Annotated in this window: 15 protein-coding genes; 14 read left to right on the top strand and 1 reads right to left on the bottom strand. The window is 49.3% G+C overall.

Features of this window, described 5'->3' with window-relative positions; all coding sequences use genetic code 11:
• The first annotated feature begins 73 nt into the window (after positions 1-73).
• The 11 genes from SY83_RS14080 (at position 74) to SY83_RS14130 (ending at position 13,168) form a co-directional block, all read left to right on the top strand.
• Positions 74-1,144 (top strand): AI-2E family transporter, encoded by a 1,071-nt coding sequence (locus SY83_RS14080; protein ID WP_068607527.1) that lies wholly within the window; start codon positions 74-76, stop codon positions 1,142-1,144.
• A gap of 360 nt (positions 1,145-1,504) precedes the next feature.
• On the top strand, positions 1,505-4,135 hold the full coding sequence (alaS, locus tag SY83_RS14085) for an alanine--tRNA ligase (protein WP_068607528.1): 2,631 nt from the start codon (positions 1,505-1,507) through the stop codon (positions 4,133-4,135).
• 107 nt (positions 4,136-4,242) lie between these two features.
• Positions 4,243-4,506, top strand: coding sequence for an IreB family regulatory phosphoprotein (locus tag SY83_RS14090; RefSeq protein WP_068607530.1), 264 nt, complete (start codon positions 4,243-4,245; stop codon positions 4,504-4,506).
• A 16-nt stretch (positions 4,507-4,522) separates the two neighbouring features.
• Positions 4,523-4,936 (top strand): Holliday junction resolvase RuvX, encoded by a 414-nt coding sequence (ruvX, locus tag SY83_RS14095; protein WP_068607532.1) that lies wholly within the window; start codon positions 4,523-4,525, stop codon positions 4,934-4,936.
• A gap of 22 nt (positions 4,937-4,958) precedes the next feature.
• Complete coding sequence (locus SY83_RS14100) at positions 4,959-5,261, top strand: DUF1292 domain-containing protein (protein ID WP_068607533.1); 303 nt, start codon at positions 4,959-4,961, stop codon at positions 5,259-5,261.
• Positions 5,258-5,578, top strand: coding sequence for a DUF1292 domain-containing protein (locus SY83_RS14105; RefSeq protein ID WP_068607535.1), 321 nt, complete (start codon positions 5,258-5,260; stop codon positions 5,576-5,578). The genes SY83_RS14100 and SY83_RS14105 overlap by 4 nt, the downstream gene beginning before the upstream one ends.
• Before the next feature lie 84 nt (positions 5,579-5,662).
• Positions 5,663-6,727: an endolytic transglycosylase MltG gene (gene mltG, locus SY83_RS14110; RefSeq protein WP_231891255.1), complete on the top strand. Its 1,065-nt coding sequence runs from the start codon at positions 5,663-5,665 to the stop codon at positions 6,725-6,727.
• An 18-nt stretch (positions 6,728-6,745) separates the two neighbouring features.
• Entirely contained in the window at positions 6,746-7,690 is a 945-nt protein-coding gene (locus SY83_RS14115; RefSeq protein ID WP_068607537.1) for a peptidase U32 family protein, read from the top strand.
• 44 nt (positions 7,691-7,734) lie between these two features.
• A complete protein-coding gene (locus tag SY83_RS14120; protein ID WP_068607539.1) occupies positions 7,735-9,009 on the top strand; it encodes a peptidase U32 family protein in 1,275 nt (424 codons plus the stop codon).
• A 222-nt stretch (positions 9,010-9,231) separates the two neighbouring features.
• Positions 9,232-11,298 carry a methyl-accepting chemotaxis protein gene (locus SY83_RS14125; protein WP_068607541.1) on the top strand — a complete coding sequence of 689 codons (2,067 nt, stop codon included), beginning with the start codon at positions 9,232-9,234 and terminating at the stop codon, positions 11,296-11,298.
• An 88-nt stretch (positions 11,299-11,386) separates the two neighbouring features.
• The gene (locus SY83_RS14130) at positions 11,387-13,168 is read left to right on the top strand and encodes a peptidoglycan D,D-transpeptidase FtsI family protein (RefSeq protein ID WP_068607543.1); all 1,782 of its coding nucleotides are present in this window, start codon (positions 11,387-11,389) and stop codon (positions 13,166-13,168) included.
• Between the two features lie 149 nt (positions 13,169-13,317).
• Here the strand turns inward: SY83_RS14130 and ytvI are convergent, their stop codons facing one another.
• A complete protein-coding gene (gene ytvI, locus SY83_RS14135) occupies positions 13,318-14,439 on the bottom strand; it encodes a sporulation integral membrane protein YtvI (protein WP_068607545.1) in 1,122 nt (373 codons plus the stop codon).
• A 130-nt stretch (positions 14,440-14,569) separates the two neighbouring features.
• Here ytvI and SY83_RS14140 point away from each other — a divergent pair, with 130 nt between their 5' ends.
• From SY83_RS14140 to SY83_RS14150, 3 genes are all read left to right on the top strand, one after another.
• Entirely contained in the window at positions 14,570-16,036 is a 1,467-nt protein-coding gene (locus tag SY83_RS14140; protein WP_157279863.1) for a polysaccharide deacetylase family protein, read from the top strand.
• 255 nt (positions 16,037-16,291) lie between these two features.
• Entirely contained in the window at positions 16,292-16,690 is a 399-nt protein-coding gene (locus SY83_RS14145) for a hypothetical protein (protein WP_068607549.1), read from the top strand.
• 93 nt (positions 16,691-16,783) lie between these two features.
• Positions 16,784-17,011: a DUF7667 family protein gene (locus tag SY83_RS14150; RefSeq protein WP_068607552.1), complete on the top strand. Its 228-nt coding sequence runs from the start codon at positions 16,784-16,786 to the stop codon at positions 17,009-17,011.
• The last annotated feature ends 38 nt before the right edge of the window (positions 17,012-17,049 follow it).

The following is a 17,049-nucleotide window of genomic DNA, read 5'->3' on the forward strand; positions in this document are numbered from 1 at the left end:
TTTTTCAGAAAATGAATGAAATCCATAGGGTTGTACATATACTGAAAGGAGCTTAGGCCAAGGTGGTGTGTTCATGGAACGTTTTACAAGCAGTAAATTGTTTCGGGTATTGATTTATGTTTTACTCAGCATCATTATTGTGTACATGCTCTTGCAAATCAAGCCACTGTTTATGAATATATACATATTCCTCCGCGCCGTGTTGGCTCCGTTCCTGATTGCCCTGATTGTTTCCTATGTGCTGAATCCCGTCGTTACTTTATTAAATGCGAGAAAAGTCCCCCGAACGGTAGCGGTGTTGTTGATTTATGCTGTGTTCATTACTTCTGCAGTAGTCGTCCTTATGAACTTAATTCCGATTTTTATCAGTCAAGTGAAGGAACTGAACGAGCATTTGCCGGAATTTACATTTCGCGCGCAATCCTTGGTCAGCGATTTCAACGATAATACGATGTTACCGGGGAGCGTAAGATCAGGCATCAACAATTCTCTGTACAAAATGGAAACGATGGTCTCCACGCAAATGACAACCTTTCTGGACGGAATCGGGAATATCATCAATACCATTTTTATTGCTTTTGTCATTCCGTTTCTGGCGTTCTATATTCTCAAGGACTTTCAGCTAATCGAGAAAACGGTCATCGCCACCGTGCCGAAGAGGCATCGCAGAAGTACGGTCAAGCTGCTGATTGATATTGATACCGCGCTGGGCAATTACATCCGGGGCCAGTTTATTGTGTGCATTATCATCGGCATGTTCGCTTATATCGGTTACTGGGCGGTAGGGATGCCCTATGCTTTGTTGCTTGCGAGCGTTGTAGCGGTCTTCAACATTATTCCGTATCTTGGGCCCTTCTTCGGGGCGGCGCCGGCAATTCTGATGGCTTCCACGGTGTCATTAAAAATGGTGATGTTGGTTATTCTCGTAAACCTCCTCTGCCAAGTGCTTGAAGGAAATGTAGTTTCACCGCAAGTGGTGGGAAGAACCCTTCATATGCATCCGTTATTCATCATATTTGCTTTACTGGTAGGCGGTGAGCTGGCGGGTGTGATCGGGTTGATTCTGGCTGTTCCTTTCTTTGCGGCCCTTAAGGTGGTAGTACAACACATATTTGCTTATTACATCAGGCGAAATACCGCTTAACCTTGGACCGGATGGGATTTGACAAGCGCTTTCCCGGCCGATATAATTTGGACATAAATAGTTAAATCGAAGACGAAATACAGTAAGCCTGCTTGCGTTATTCAGAGAACGGACTCCTAGGGTGCGAGAGTCCCATAATGCGGGCGGCTGAACGCTCATTTCGGAGTGCGGACGCCAACGTCCGTCGGATTTCTGGCCCCGTTAACGGCCGACTAAGGCGATTGACCCTACTCGTTGGGGACAATAACCAGGGTGGTACCGCGATTCTATATCGTCCCTGTTTCTATAAACAGGGGCGTTTTTTGTTTGTTTATCTTTGGAATCCATTATTGTCTACTACATTAGGGGGTAAGGTTCATTATGAAAGCAAGTGATATTCGTCAAAAGTGGTTGGATTTCTTCGCAAGCAAAGGTCATCACATTGAGCCCAGCGCTTCTTTAGTGCCGCATAACGATCCTTCCTTGCTCTGGATCAATGCAGGTATGGCGCCGCTAAAGCCCTACTTCGACGGACGGGTGAAGCCGGATAATCCGCGGATTGCGAATTCGCAGAAATGTATTCGCACGAACGACATTGAGAACGTCGGCAAAACCCGCCGTCATCACACGTTCTTCGAGATGCTCGGCAACTTTTCCATCGGAGATTATTTTAAGGAAGATGCGATCACATGGGCTTGGGAGTTTCTTACAAGTCCGCAATGGATCGGATTCGATCCTGAACGCATTTCCGTAACGGTCTATGAAGAAGATGAAGAAGCGTTTGAACTTTGGAATAACAAGATCGGACTTCCGCAAGAGCGAATCTATAAGCTGGGCAGTGATAATTTCTGGGACATCGGCGAAGGCCCTTGCGGACCTTGTACTGAAATTTTCTACGATCGCGGAGACAAATACGGTGATCTGAACGACCCGGAATGTTGGCCGGGCGGTGAAAACGAGCGTTTCCTGGAAGTCTGGAACGTGGTATTCACGCAATTTAATCATAACAAAGACGGGTCCTATACGCCGCTTCCGAACAAGAACATTGATACGGGCGCGGGTCTTGAGCGCTTTGCGTCCATCTTGCAGGATGTTGATTCCAACTTTGACACGGATTTGTTCCAACCCATCATTCAGGAAACCGCCAAACTTACAGGCGTGGCTTATCGAACAAGCGATGAACTGGATGTTGCTTTTAAGGTTATTGCCGACCATATTCGCACCGTTGCTTTCTCGGTGGGAGACGGCGTTCTGCCTTCCAACGAAGGCCGCGGCTATGTCATCCGCCGATTGCTGCGCCGCGCCGTTCGCTACGGCAAGATGCTGGGCATGGACAAGCCGTTTATGCATCGCTTAACGACGGTTGTAGGGGACGTTATGGGTGTTTACTATACTGAAGTTGTAGACAAGAGCGAGTTCATTGAGAAAGTGATTCGGACGGAAGAGGAACGCTTCCATGAGACGCTTTCCGACGGACTGGCGATTATCGGTCAGATGATTGACGGGGCGCAAAGCGAAGGCCGTTCGGAATTGTCCGGGGCCGATGCGTTTAAGCTTTATGACACGTATGGTTTCCCGTTCGACTTGACGGAAGAGTTCGCGGCGGAGCGTCAAATGACGGTCGATCGTGCAGGTTTCGACACAGCTATGCAACAGCAGCGTGAGCGTGCACGTAACGCGCGCCAGGAAACGGAAAGCATGAAAATCCAAGGCGGCGCCCTGTCTGAGCTGGAGGTTAAAAGCGAGTTTACGGGGTATAATGATTTGGTAACGAATGCTAGTATTGCTGCCGTTGTGTTCGAGGATGCCCTGGCCGAAGAAGTCGGCACAGGTGAAGTGTGCAAGGTTGTGCTGAGCCGCACGCCGTTCTATGCTGAGAGCGGAGGGCAAGTGAGCGACCGCGGCGTAATTAAAGGCGACGGCTTTCGCGCTGTTGTTGAAGAAGTCGGCAAAGCTCCGCAAGGACAACATGTCCACACGGTACGCATTGAACATGGCGTATTGCGCACGGGCGCGACAGTGGAAGCGATGGTTTACCGCGATTTGCGCGAAGATATCGTGAAAAATCATACGGCGACCCACTTGCTTCACAAAGCGTTGAAAGATGTCTTGGGCAACCATGTAAATCAAGCGGGTTCCCTGGTGGAGCCGGAACGTCTTCGCTTTGACTTTTCCCACTTCGGTTCAATTACACAAGAGGAGCTTGCCGATATCGAGCGCCGAGTCAATGAACAGATTTGGAAGAGCACGGATGTGAACATTGCAACGAAGTCGTTAACCGAAGCTAAAGAAATGGGCGCTATGGCCTTGTTTGGCGAGAAGTACGGGGACACGGTTCGGGTTGTGCAAGTCGGTGACTATTCGCTTGAATTGTGCGGCGGGTGCCATGTCGCCAATACGGCCCAGATCGGATTGTTCAAGCTGGTAAGCGAGAGCGGCATCGGTTCCGGTGTGCGCCGGATCGAAGCCGTAACAGGCAAACAAGCGTATCTCTACATGGACGGTCTGCTTGATACTTTAAAGCAAGCCGCGGGACTTCTGAAATCCAATGTCCATGATGTGCCTAAACGAGTGGAAGCGGCCCTGCAACAAGGGAAAGAGCTGACACGTGAGAACGAATCTCTTCGTTCCAAACTAAGTCACATTGAAGCGGGCTCGCTGAGCAGCCAAGTTCGTGAAGTCGGCGGTGTAAAGTTGTTGGCTGAACAGGTTAACGCCGGTGATATGGATTCTTTGCGTAATATCGTCGATGAGATGAAATCCAAGCTTGGGTCCGCGATCATTGTACTGGGCGCTGCGGATAACGAGAAAGTGAATTTGGTGGCAGCCGTGAGTCCGGATTTAATCAGTCAGGGTTATCATGCCGGGAAGATTATCAAGGAAGTCGCGGCGCGTTGCGGCGGCAGCGGCGGGGGACGTCCGGATCTGGCGCAAGCCGGGGGCAAAGAGCCAGGCAAGCTGAAAGAGGCCTTGGCTTATGTGGATCAGGTCGTTGCGCAAATTCACGGATAATTTGATCTTTAGCCTTATTTTCACTTGAGAAAATTCCAAATATAGCGGACAATAGTTATAGAACCATGAATTGGTCATTTCAATTTGAATATCGCGGAGGTGCCGGTATGAGTTCCATGGACCAGACTATGCAATTTAAAGTCAATGCGGAGGATGCGGAGAAAGCTTCCGCCAAGGAAGTATTGCTGACGGTGTATGATGCGTTAGTGGAGAAAGAGTATAACCCGATTAATCAGATTGTCGGATACTTACTCTCGGGAGACCCGGCTTTCATACCGCGTCATAACAACGCGAGAAGCTTGATCCGCAAGGTGGAACGCGATGAGTTGATTGAGGAGCTTGTACGTTCATACCTGACGCAGCACAAATAAATTTCGGAGCGGTTGCATGAGAATATTAGGCTTGGATTACGGTGACAAAACGATCGGTGTAGCCCTAAGCGATGAGCTGGGGTGGACCGCGCAAGGGCTCGAAGTTATTCGTCGCAAGAACGAGCATCAGGATTTTGATCTGGGACGGTTACAAGAGCTGGTTGCCGAGTACGGCGTTGAGGAGATTGTAGTGGGCTTGCCCAAGAACATGAACGGGACCATCGGCCCAAGAGCTGAGAAGTGTATGGAATTTGCAGAGGAAATTCGGCAAATACTACAAGTGCCGGTTCGTTTATGGGATGAGCGGCTTACCACGGTATCCGCGCAACGCACGTTACTGGAAGCCGATGTATCACGTAAGAAACGGAAATTGGTCGTTGACAAGATCGCGGCAGCATTCATTCTTCAGAATTATTTGGACTCCAAATAGACGAAGGAAAGGGACGATAACCATGACAAAAGCTACAGATCCGATCGAAGAGCCGGAATTGATTTATATTCCGGATGAAGAGGGCAACGAGGAAGAATTCGAAGTTGTCATGAAATTCGAGGTGGACAACTCGGACAAGAAGTATATGCTCGTCGTTCCTACAGAAAGCGACAGCGAGGAAGAGGACGAAGTCTACGCTTTCCGTTACGAAGAGGAAGAAGACGATCTGAAGCTGTATACCATTGAAGATGAAGAAGAATGGAATATGGTGGAAGAGACCTTTAATACATTATTGGCAGAACAGGAAGAGGAAGATTCCAAATGACCGAATTTCAACTGGGTGACGCCCAGCCCACAACTTTGCTAAGAGATATTTACGGCGCTGAAGTCATTCTGACGGATGAGCAAGAGGAATCCGTAGTTTACACGCTTCTTGCTGAATTCGCACTAGCTTCCAACAACTATGCTGTATTGCAATCGGAGGAGCTCAAGAAGGAAGATGATGTTCTTATCTTCCGTGTGCTCATCGAGGACGGCAAGATGGAGCTTGAAACCATTGAAGACGATGATGAATGGGATAATATGTTCGACATTTACGACGAAATGGCTTTCGCAGCGACCGAAACGGACAATGAAGCATAGGAGTCTATGGATGAAGAGGACGGGATTCCGTCCTTTTTTCCTTATTTTAAGCCATAATATTTGTTTAGGAGTTGCTGAGGTGATTTGCGTTTGAGAGCATACAAGAAATGGTTAATCGGTTTGTTGATCGGTGTGATTGTCCTTGCTGCTGCAGTATACGGCTATGTAAGCAACGGTCTCTCACCCGCAGCTAAATCCAATGAAGAAGTAAAAATTACCATTGAACAGGGGATGGGCTCCCGTGCGATTTCTGACACTCTGGAGAAACAGGGTCTTATTCGAAACGCGGATTTATTTCTTGTGTATTTAAAGTACCGTAACGAAGGAAGCAAGTTCAAGGCGGGCACTTACGCGTTTAAGCCAGGTGTCTCCCTTGACCAGATCATAGACCGAATTAATCGCGGGGACACCGTGAAAGAGGAGACAACCCGTTTCACGATCCCTGAGGGCTACACCTTGAGACAAATTGCGGATAAGCTGGCATTGGAAGGAATCGCGGACCGTAAAGTATTTCTGGAAGCCGCCAAAAATCCGGATGCGATCGCGCCCGAGCTTGCGCAAACAATACCTAAGGGAGCGGTTCTTAAGTTCCCGATGGAAGGTTATCTGTTTCCGGAAACTTACGAGTTTAAGAAAGGGAGCACGGAACAGGATATTCTTGTACGGATGACGCAGGAGCTGAAATCCAAGCTGGAACAATTGCCCGCGGATTGGGAAACCACGATGAAAGACAAGCGGAAGCTAACCTTTCACGAGATGTTGACGGTAGCATCTCTGGTTGAGCGCGAGGTAATTGCGGATCAGGAAAGACCATTGGTCGCGGGTGTAATCTATAATCGTTTGGCGGATGAAATGCGATTGCAGATTGATGCGACCGTTCAATATCTGTTCGATAAACCTAAAGCTCGATTGCTTTATAAAGATCTGGAGTTAGAGAGCGTTTATAACACCTATCTTCATTCTGGATTACCGCCCGGTCCGATTGCCAATCCGAGTCTGGCCTCCATTAAAGCGGCGATTTACCCGGAGCCTTCCAAATTTTTATTCTATGTTACCAAAAAGGACGGTACCCGCACACATCTGTTCGCGGAGACGTTCAAGCAGCATCAGAAAAATATAGAAATCAGCAATCAATTGGCGAATGATTGAGTTTAAGAGGTGTGGCAGATGAATGGAAATAAACCTGAACTGCTGGTGGCGGCAGGTTCGTTAAGGGAAGTATCGGCCTATATTCATGCCGGGGCGGATGCGGTAAATATCGGTGAAGCCCGATTCGGCATGCGTCTTCCGGGCGATATTCTCGAACATCAATTAAAGGAAGCCGTACAGATCGCGCATGAACATCATGCCAAGGTATATGTGTCGGTGAATACAATTATGGATCATGTCTTGTTGGAACAATTGCCGTCATATCTTGCAGAGCTTTCGCAAGCGGGTGTGGACGGGGTTGTGTTCGGGGATCCCGCTGTAATTATGGCTGTGCGTAAACATGCGCCTGAACTAAAGCTGCATTGGAATGCGGAGATGACCTCAACCAACTATGTAACCGCCAATTATTGGGGGAGCAAAGGCGCGGTTCGGGTCGTTCTGGCGCGTGAACTGAATATGGAACAAGTGTTGGAGTTTAAACAGAAAGCTGAGTTGGACGTGCAAGTTCAGGTACACGGAATCACGAATATATATCACTCCAAGCGCAATCTGGTAAGAAGTTATATGGACCATGTACAGGAAAGCAAGCATGACGCGGCGGAAGTCTCTTCCGTCAGCGACAGCGGCCTGTACTTAATCGAGAAAGAGCGTCAAGATGAAAGATATCCGGTTTACGAAGATGCTAACGGGACACATATTATGAGCGGTGACGATATCTGCATGCTGGAAAATCTCCATGAATTGATGGAGGAGCGGATTGATAGCCTTAAGATTGAAACCCTGCTGAAAAGCCAAAGCTATAACGAAACTGTCATACGCGCTTACCGCAAAGTTATCGATGCTTATATCGCTGACCCGGAGGGGTATGAATTCAATGATGAATGGTTAGAAGGCATACAGGCTGTACAAGACCCTGAGAGAGAACTATCCTACGGATTTTTCTATAAAGAGCAAGTGTATTAATCCAAAATCAAGAATTTCATATTGATTGTAAGAGGTGAAACCTAATGGCATCAACACTGGAACAAGCGCAATCCACGCTGCAACGCAGGGCCAAAGCGCACAGAAACCGGTTGGCTAAACCTGAGCTTCTGGCTCCCGCCGGGAACTTGGAGAAGCTAAAGTTTGCGGTGCATTATGGAGCAGACGCCGTTTACATCGGCGGTCAGAAGTACGGGTTGCGCTCGAATGCGGATAACTTCTCCTTTGATGAGATGCGGGAAGGCGTTGAATTCGCCAAGCAATACGGCGCTAAGGTATTTGTGGCCACGAACATCTACGCGCATAATGAAGATATTGAAGGGATTGAAGCGTATTTACGCAACTTGGAAGCCGCGGGCATCGCTGCCATCATCGCTGCCGATCCTTCCATTATCGAAACGGCGAAGCGGGTGGCTCCCAAGCTAGAGGTCCACTTAAGTACGCAGCAGTCAACAATGAATTGGCAGGCCGTCGAGTTCTGGAAAGAAGAAGGACTGACGAGAGTTGTGCTTGCGCGGGAAGCGAGTTTACAAGACATCATAATGATCAAAAATAAAGTAGATATCGAAATTGAAGTGTTTATCCACGGCGCTATGTGTTCCTCCTATTCCGGTCGTTGCGTGCTGTCCAACCACTTCACGGATCGGGATTCCAATCGCGGCGGTTGCTGTCAGTCTTGCCGTTGGAAATATGATCTGCACGATGAAGGACAGGCTCCTTTAGTTGCAGATGAGGTTGACCCGTTTACGATGGGCTCGAAGGACATGGCGATGATTGATCACATTCCGGACCTGATTGATGCGGGAGTGGATTCTTTTAAAATTGAAGGTCGAATGAAAAGCATTCATTATGTGGCTACCGTGGTGAACGCCTATCGGCAGGCTATCGACGCTTACTTCAATGATCCCGACAACTATGTTCTCCGTCCGGAATGGGCGGAGGAAATCAATAAGGCGGCAAACCGACCTTTAAATACCGGGTTTTTCTATGATACACCGGACCATGAAGATCACATCTACATCGAAGAAGATAAAGCGGCGGCTTACGATTTCGCGGGCTTGGTTATGTCTTATGATGAAACCACAGGCATGGCGGAAATCCAGCAGCGTAATCACTTCAAACCGGGACAATCCGTTGAATTTTTTGGTCCGGGCGGTCGTTCCTTTAAGCAAATCGTCGGCGAACTATACGATACGCAGGGAAATCGTTTGGAAGCTGCGAGACACCCGATGCAAATGGTGAGGTTTAAGACCGACCAGCCGGTGCGGTATTTTGATATGATGCGTAAAAAGAATCACTAATCGATTCCGAATACCTCTTAAGCAGATCAGCTTAGGGGTATTTTTTTGTGGAAAAAAGTAAAACTTGAAGAAGGAAATTTGACGATTTTTGGCGAATAATAGAATAGAAAGCGATTACATTGGATGAGTTTGTCAAAATTAGGGCTTTACACAAAGTCCATATTTTAATAGGATAAAATTAACATCATACGTAAGATTATAAGAGACAGACGGGGGTTTGAAATGAAACAGACAGAGAAAATTTCGGCGAAGCCAAGGTTTTCCATAGGGAATCCTTTTCGCTCGGTTGGTATGCGCATTTCCATGGTGTTAATCGCAAGCACACTGGTCTTTGTGTTCGCGGTAGGGTTAACCTCCTATAAAATCGCGGCGGATGTTATTAAACGCAAAGTAGCGGAATCCAATCAGACGGCAATCGGACAAGCCGCAGGTAAGCTGGACATGATCTTCAGGGGACATGAGGAGTTGTCCATGCAGCTGTTTTTGGACGCCGAAGTTCAGACGTTGCTAGCTACAATCAAAGATCCTAAAGCCGATGATTACTTGCGTTTCGACTACGGTACCAAGCTGGATAAGAAGATGCAAAGCATGCTTTTGTCCAATTCGGATATAGGCGCGATTCACTTTGAAAGTGCCAAAGGTGAACCCCTCTTCTCAACAAGCAGCGGTCTCAATCCGGAACTTAAGAAACAGTCGTGGTACAAGACGGTCACAGACAGCAACGGCAAGCTGGTTTGGCTTGGAACTTCGGCAAAGGGTTACGGTTCCATGACCAGTCCTCCGCGATATGCTCTGGGCAGGGTCATGAAAAATATCAACACGGGTGTATCTGAATATCTCATGGTGATTGAGTTCAATTCGAAGTTGCTGGATCAGGAAATGACGGAACTCAAGGGGAGTTCCGCAGGTTCGGTTAATTTAATATCGGAATTCCAGAAAATTCAGGCATCCAGCAATCCTAAAGAAATATTGAACGTGGCCAAGGTGCAGCTTACGGAAGAGCAGATGAAGGCAGGGGAAGGTAATTTTACGGATCAAGGCACTAAGCAGCTTGTTGTTTATGAGAAGCTCAGTTCCGCGCCGTGGTTGGTTATGTCGGAGGTTCCGGAGGAAGAGCTTGTCAAAGACACCAGATACATCTGGAATTATACTTTGCTTATTGCGCTAATTGCGGCTGTAGTGGCATGCTTAATCGGATATATCATGGCCCGAAGAATCGGCGGGCCCTTGGTGGAAATGCGTAACTTAATGCAAGCGGGAGAACAAGGAAATTTGACGGTGCGCACCAACATGAAGCGCAAGGATGAGATTGGGGAGCTGGGGACCAGCTTTAATCAGATGATGATTAAGATTACACAGCTTGTTCAACAGACGAACAAATCGGCGCAGGAAGTGCTGATGACGGCTCAAGAGCTGTCCAACGCTTCGAAAACTACAGCGGTATCGGCTCGTGAAATTTCGGTTGCGACAGAAGAAATCGCGAATGGCGCAACGTCCTTGGCCGTAGAAGCGGAGCGGGGCAACGACATCACCTACAGTATCGGTTCCCAGATGCAGCAGGTCATGGATTCCAACGAGCGTATGGTGAAATCCGCCGGTGAAGTCCGGGGGAACAGCGAAACCGGAACAGGCTATATGGGTGATTTGATTACAAAAACAAACGCAACCGAACAGATGACACGCTCTATGATTGATAAAGTGGAGAACTTGAAAACCAGCACGCAATCCATCCGCAAAATACTGGATGTGTTAAACAACATGACGAAGCAAACGAACATCCTTTCTTTGAACGCTACCATTGAAGCCTCGCGAGCAGGAGCCGCGGGAAAAGGTTTTATGGTAGTGGCCGATGAAATTCGGAATCTGGCGGATCAGACGAAGCAGTCCATCGATGTTGTAGGACAAATCACAGAGACGATCCAGAAGGAAATGAACGAAACGGTGCTTTTACTGTCCGAGGCCTATCCGATGTTTCAGGAACAGATTCAATCCGTTAAAGAAGCGGATCAGATCTTCCGTACGGTGAACGGACAAATGTCGGAGTTCATTTCCACATTGGGAAACGCTACGGACTCGATTGAAGCTTTAAACCAAACACAGCATGTGTTGACGGAGGCCATGACCAACGTAAGCGCCGTAGCGCAACAATCGTCAGCCACTTCAGAGGAAGTAGCCTCGCTTAGCATAGAGCAGTTAAATATCGGTGAAGGCTTGGTTAGACTCTCTCATCAGCTTGAGAATGTTTCCTCGGAGTTAAAAGAAACGCTGAACAAATTCAGAACGGAATAGAAAACGTGTAATGGTTTCCGCTTCGAAGCGATTTGAAGCGGTTTTTTATGTTCATACTGTGAGTAAAAAGGCTTTCGGGGGTCACAGTATGAAACGCAGAATGTTTGTTTTACTAGCATCGGTATCCTTAATTCTAATCATCATCGGCGGGAGACTGATGTGGATTCAAGTCATCACCGCGCATCATTTCACAAGCCGGAATATAGATTTGGTTTCGGAATCGGTCCGCCAGCGCGAGAAAGGTATTGTGTTAAACAGCGGCCGCGGGATCATCAAAGACCGGAATGGCATTCCCTTTACAAGCGAATGGCAGCGCGTGCTTGTGGTTACTCCCGTTGCGAAGCATTATCAGGGAAGTGCGGAGCAAATCGCCAAGTTGAGCCATGCGTTGGGCACAACGGAAGACTATTGGCATAAGGCGTTTGGGGAGGTGAAGGAGCCGCAATTCTGGCGTAAACCCGGAGATAAACAGCCAACAGCTCTTACCGCTGATCAGGAGAAGACCATCAGCTCCCTAAAGGTGCCTAATCTGAAGGTGATGCCGTATGTCAGGCGGTATCCGGAGGGAATGAACGGAAGCCATGCCATCGGCTTCGTCAGTCAGCATCCAGAGCATTTACTGGCGTTATACGCGGAACAAATCCACGGCGGTCTCTTGTCCAAAGATGCCCAAGTCGGCGCATCCGGATTAGAGAAAGCGTTTGAACCTTATTTGCGCGGTGTCGGCGCTTCGTCGGTGTCCTTCTATACGGACGCTAAGAAGCAACCGCTGCAAGGACTGCATATGCGCCTTGTTCGGCCCACCTCGGCTTATTACCCGCTGAACCTGATCACTTCTTTAGACGCTAAGCTGCAAGGCCGAATTGAAGCTTATCTGGAACGCGAGGGGCTGTCTAAAGGGGCTGTTGTCGTCATGGATGTAGTTACGGGGGAAGTGCTTACTTCTGCATCACGCCCCGTATACGATCCTTATACGATCGTGCAACAGGATAAAGGCTGGGCGAATGCGGCGGTGAAAGCTGTGACACCCGGTTCGATTTTCAAAACCGTGATCGCTTCAGCCGCATTGGAAGAGGGTGTCGTGGATAAACATGAGCGCTTCGAGTGTTCCGGGGAGCTGGGGAAATACGGATTGTCCTGCTGGAAGCACGGCGGCCACGGAAGGCTGACCTTTAAGGAGGCGTTCGCGCAGTCTTGCAATGTGGTCTTTGCGAAGGTCGCGGCACGCTTATCCGCAAACACGATCGAGCGCTATGCCCACAAGTTGGGCTTAAGCGGTAACATCGGCTGGAGCGGAGCGTCCGTGCTGGACGGGTCGGCCTTGCGGATGTTCGAAGGCGAGGAAGCTGGCCAACTGTTCGCGAAGGGTACACCGCGCACGGACGGAGGCGTGCTGGCCCAGACAGCCATCGGCCAACGCGATGTGCTGCTCTCGCCCCTGCAGGCCGCCTCCATGGCCGCTGCCGTTGCCAGAGGCGGCGAGGTGCGTTCGCCGCAGCTGGTGAACCGGGTCGAGTACGCGAACGGCGATACGATGGCGGTGTTTGGTGGGCGCGAGGTGCGGCTTGCGGGGGAAGCGCCCATCTCAGAAGCGACAGCCGCGACATTGCGGGGCTGGATGCGCGGGGTTGTCACGGAGGGGACGGGGGCATCGCTCCGGGACGCGAAGTGGGCTCTCGCGGGCAAGTCCGGGACCGCGCAGGTTGTCAGCGGCGGGGTGCGCCGGGTGAACCAGTGGTTCATCGGGTACGGACCGGCGGACAAGCCGCGGTTTGCGGTAAGCGTCCTGGTAAAGGACGCGTCTCCGGAGGCGAGCCATCAAGCGACGCGGCTGTTCAAGGGGGTCATGGACATTCTGGCGGATTACTGAGCCAAACTGAGCCAAAGGGATAAGGGCTTCACTTCAGGCGAAGGACACTTTCAGGCGTCCGTACCTCGCGCCGCGAACACGAAAAAACCCCGCCAAGGGAAGATCTGAAGATCCTCGAATTTCTTGGCGGGGATGCAATCTTAATGCGATCAATGGCGCTTAAGTTCTTCCAAGCTGGTACCCGAGCTTCCAAACTCATCCTTGGGCATCCGGATCCAGCGTTTAAGATACCCTTGGTCCCATAGCGCTTTAAGCAGGATGATCAGCACCGGGGACAGAATCATGCCCGCGACACCGAATAAGGATAACGAGATAATCGCGAAGCTAAGCGTCGTGAACGCCGAAACCCCCAACGTATCTCCCATAATCTTCGGTTCCAGCAATTGGCGGAATAACATGACAACTACAAGCAGAACCGTTAACCAGATGGCGAGCGTCGTGTTGCCCACGATGACCAGATATAAGATCCAGGGCACGAAGATGACCGGTACCCCGAGCAGCGGAAGCACATCGAATAAAGCGGACAAAAGCGCGATGCTCAAGGCATTATTGACACCGAGCAGGAACAGGGAAATGAAGATGATGAGAAACGTGATGGTAATCAGCTTCAGCTGCGCCTTCAAATACCCTCCGATACCGATTAACACGTTGTCTTTCAGGAAAGTATAGGCGCTCTTGAAGGTGCGAGGCGTCTTCTCATCCGCGATCCGGCGCCAGTCCTTGATTTCCATGGACAAGAAGTAAGCCAGAATGATTCCCACAAACAAGTTCACCATGAACGTGGAGAAGGAAGTGATGAATCGGAACAGACCGTTCAGGAACGACTGAGCGAGTTGCGCGCCTTTTTCTGTAATCACAGCGGCATACTCCCTAATTTTGTCCGTATAGGTTGAGTCCAGATCCTTGTATTGCTGTTCGAGTTGAATGGAGCGTTCCGCGATCTGGGCCTGCAGAATATCCGCATACAAGGGCAACTTGTCCTTCATGACGAGAATCTGTTTGGTGAAGATCACACCGATTCCGGTTAACACCGCTAACAGCAGCAATGTAAAGATCATGACCGACAAGGCCGAAGCGGTAGATTTCTTGACTCCTTTCCTATGCAGGTATTTGGCAAAAGGCTCGATGACCGCAAAAATGACAAGCGCGAGAAAAATCGGCGTCGCGATACGCCATGCAAAACTGAACACATACATAATAAGGTAGACCGTAAGCACGATTAGTGCGATGTCAAAGGCGGTTCTCCAATATTTTTTGTAAAACGATAGCATGACCCACATCCTTCAACGTATATTAATTAAATATCCTATCTATTCTTTCTTATCATTCTATTATAAAAGTGACGCTTTAGAAAAAGCCATCAATATTTAAAAAAGTTTATGGTACAATAGTAGGGGTTTCATGATATCCATTATACATTGCAGAATTGCGGGGAATGCACTCATGGAGAATTTGCTGCTGTGGGCTTTTTACATCTTTACGTTTTATGCCTTCCTCCCAGGCTTAATCAGCAGGACCTTCGGTTTTCGAGTGTTTCAGAAAGGCAACAAGAGCCGCCAGATCGCGCTGACCTTTGATGACGGTCCCGATGTGAAGTATACGCCTCAATTATTGGACTTGTTAAGTCAGTACGGGGTGAAAGCGACTTTTTTCGTTGTGGGCACCCATGCCGAGAAATATCCTGAACTTGTGAAACGGATGCATGACGAAGGTCATTGCATAGGCATTCATAATTATGTTCATAGAAGCAACATGCTGATGCGCCCGGGAACGGTACAAAGACAGATTGAATTAACTTCTGATGCCATCGAACGAACAACGGGTCAGAAGCCCATGTTTTATCGGCCGCCTTGGGGGGTGGTCAACTTGTTTGATTTCTCCGCCAAACGGCTGCAGATTATTCTGTGGTCTTCGATGTTCGGGGATTGGCGCAAGAGTGTCGGCGTTGAGAAGCTGACCAAGCGAATGATGAAACGGATGCGCGGCGGCGAAGTGTTCCTGCTTCACGATTGCGGGCAAACCTTCGGCGCGGATGAGGAAGCGCCGGGCACGATGCTGATTGCGCTGGAAAGGTTTCTGAAATCGGCCGCGGAAAGCGGGTTTGATTGCGTGCGCGTAGACGAGATGGACGGCTTTAAGCGGAAGCAACCGATTACGTTGCCTCTGTACAAGAGGTTGCTTATCGGGTTGTGGCTCAGCTGGGAGAAGGTTTTTCATGTGTTGGCGAGACTGGACACGCTGGAGACAGAGGAGCCTATCTTTCACATTCGCAAACGCAACTATAGCGGGAAGCCCGTCATGCTCCGTGACGGTGAAGAAATTCGGGAAGGCGACGCTTATGTCGAGCTCCACTTTGACAATCAGCGCCTGAAGGAATTCAGCTTGGCCTCCCGTTCAAGTTTACATTTAGCGATTCGGTTCGTGCGCGCGGTGGAACAGGCGTTGCCGCTTATGGCGTCGAGGCTTGCGGCTGACCCCGAATATCAAGGGGCGAAGGCTCTCCTAGGTATCTCCATGATTCACCGGGGCTCGGAGCATTTGGGCTTTGATGTTAAGGATATGCCGCCCGGTCTGTTCGCTAAAGCTACGAAGGTGTATTTGCGAATTCTCTTATCCGTGCTCCATCCACAGGGGACGAAGCGGGTTCAACAGGACCGTGCCCCCGATAAGAAGAAGGCGTCTCGCGCGGGCGAGACGTTAATGCCCAAGATGATTTGGATGTCCACGGGCGTCTTGATGGATAAATACTCGGTAGCCAACCCCAGGAACAAAGTACAGGCGGAGGCCGTCCATTCAGGCGCGCACAGGGTAAACCTGTCCGTAGCGCCTACGGTTGCCGACAGTCTTGAGAAGACAACCGCGTTATAATTTATTCATCCATGAACCTCTTTGAAGATCCGAACGTCCATTGTAAACGGACATTCGGACTCAAGGAGGTTTTTTTGGCCTGAGTAGGGAAGACCGCCCTCGCCGGTTCAAGGAATACTACATACATTGTATGGTGTAATCCAAATCATTTTCCAACAATCTCTACCTTTCAAAGCGGGATTTTTTTGATAAGATAGAACAACGTCGTTTGGGCGATTTCAGGCTGTAATGCCGTTAAATATAAGGATGATTGAAATGAATAGAACGGATGCGCCGACATGCTCGGTTGCTGAAATATGGGTTACGGCTGACGGTTTGCGGTGGAACGGGAATTATTATTCTTGTACAGTAGCGATTCGCGAGGGCTGGTATGCCCAGGCCGCTTCACAAGGCGAATGGATGATATACGGACGGGTTGCTGCAACCGGGGAAACAGATGATGAAGCGCGTGGGAAACCTATTTTGTACATAGAGCAGCTGGGAGAAAACTTGGTGTGTCAAACCTTGTCCCCGCGTTCAGAAGGACATGAAACGGCCTTGCCGGATGCCGAATTGTATTATGCTGCCATGCAAGAGCTTAAACAAATGTGGAAAGAGCGCAGATCAACCAACAGAATCAAAGGGCGCAAGCGTCCGGAACACCTTTTTACCTAATTAAACCGTTTGGACCTTGCTGGGTATGGGAATAATGCAACGTATGAAGCGTATGATCTCACTTCTTGGATCTAATTAGGAGGAATATGCCCTATGCACGGGTTTCACCAGAGGCTTGCGGAGCTGTGGACATTGCGTAAAGATCGTCCTTGGACAGCGGAGGAGCAACGGGAATTCGACTTATGTCTTGATGCGAATGCCAACTATGCCTGGAAGCTTATTCAGCTTGAGAACCTTTCACTGGCGGCTTCCATGACGCGGGATTATGATTGGTTGCACAGCATATGCCAGGATATTGAACGATTGCAGCCCAAACGGTAATTTTTTTTGGACGAATGAATGGCATCCGGACATCCGCC

Origin of the sequence: Paenibacillus swuensis (assembly GCF_001644605.1) — a bacterium.
GTDB lineage: Bacteria > Bacillota > Bacilli > Paenibacillales > DY6 > Paenibacillus_N > Paenibacillus_N swuensis.

Excerpts from the sequence above, each read along its gene's own strand:
- SY83_RS14080 (WP_068607527.1), top strand. The coding sequence starts at position 74 with ATGGAACGTTTTACAAGCAGTAAATTGTTTCGGGTATTGATTTATGTT.
- alaS (WP_068607528.1), top strand. The coding sequence starts at position 1,505 with ATGAAAGCAAGTGATATTCGTCAAAAGTGGTTGGATTTCTTCGCAAGC.
- SY83_RS14090 (WP_068607530.1), top strand. The coding sequence starts at position 4,243 with ATGAGTTCCATGGACCAGACTATGCAATTTAAAGTCAATGCGGAGGAT.
- ruvX (WP_068607532.1), top strand. The coding sequence starts at position 4,523 with ATGAGAATATTAGGCTTGGATTACGGTGACAAAACGATCGGTGTAGCC.
- SY83_RS14100 (WP_068607533.1), top strand. The coding sequence starts at position 4,959 with ATGACAAAAGCTACAGATCCGATCGAAGAGCCGGAATTGATTTATATT.
- SY83_RS14105 (WP_068607535.1), top strand. The coding sequence starts at position 5,258 with ATGACCGAATTTCAACTGGGTGACGCCCAGCCCACAACTTTGCTAAGA.
- SY83_RS14115 (WP_068607537.1), top strand. The coding sequence starts at position 6,746 with ATGAATGGAAATAAACCTGAACTGCTGGTGGCGGCAGGTTCGTTAAGG.
- SY83_RS14120 (WP_068607539.1), top strand. The coding sequence starts at position 7,735 with ATGGCATCAACACTGGAACAAGCGCAATCCACGCTGCAACGCAGGGCC.
- SY83_RS14125 (WP_068607541.1), top strand. The coding sequence starts at position 9,232 with ATGAAACAGACAGAGAAAATTTCGGCGAAGCCAAGGTTTTCCATAGGG.
- SY83_RS14130 (WP_068607543.1), top strand. The coding sequence starts at position 11,387 with ATGAAACGCAGAATGTTTGTTTTACTAGCATCGGTATCCTTAATTCTA.
- ytvI (WP_068607545.1), bottom strand. The coding sequence starts at position 14,439 with ATGCTATCGTTTTACAAAAAATATTGGAGAACCGCCTTTGACATCGCA.
- SY83_RS14140 (WP_157279863.1), top strand. The coding sequence starts at position 14,570 with ATGATATCCATTATACATTGCAGAATTGCGGGGAATGCACTCATGGAG.
- SY83_RS14145 (WP_068607549.1), top strand. The coding sequence starts at position 16,292 with ATGAATAGAACGGATGCGCCGACATGCTCGGTTGCTGAAATATGGGTT.
- SY83_RS14150 (WP_068607552.1), top strand. The coding sequence starts at position 16,784 with ATGCACGGGTTTCACCAGAGGCTTGCGGAGCTGTGGACATTGCGTAAA.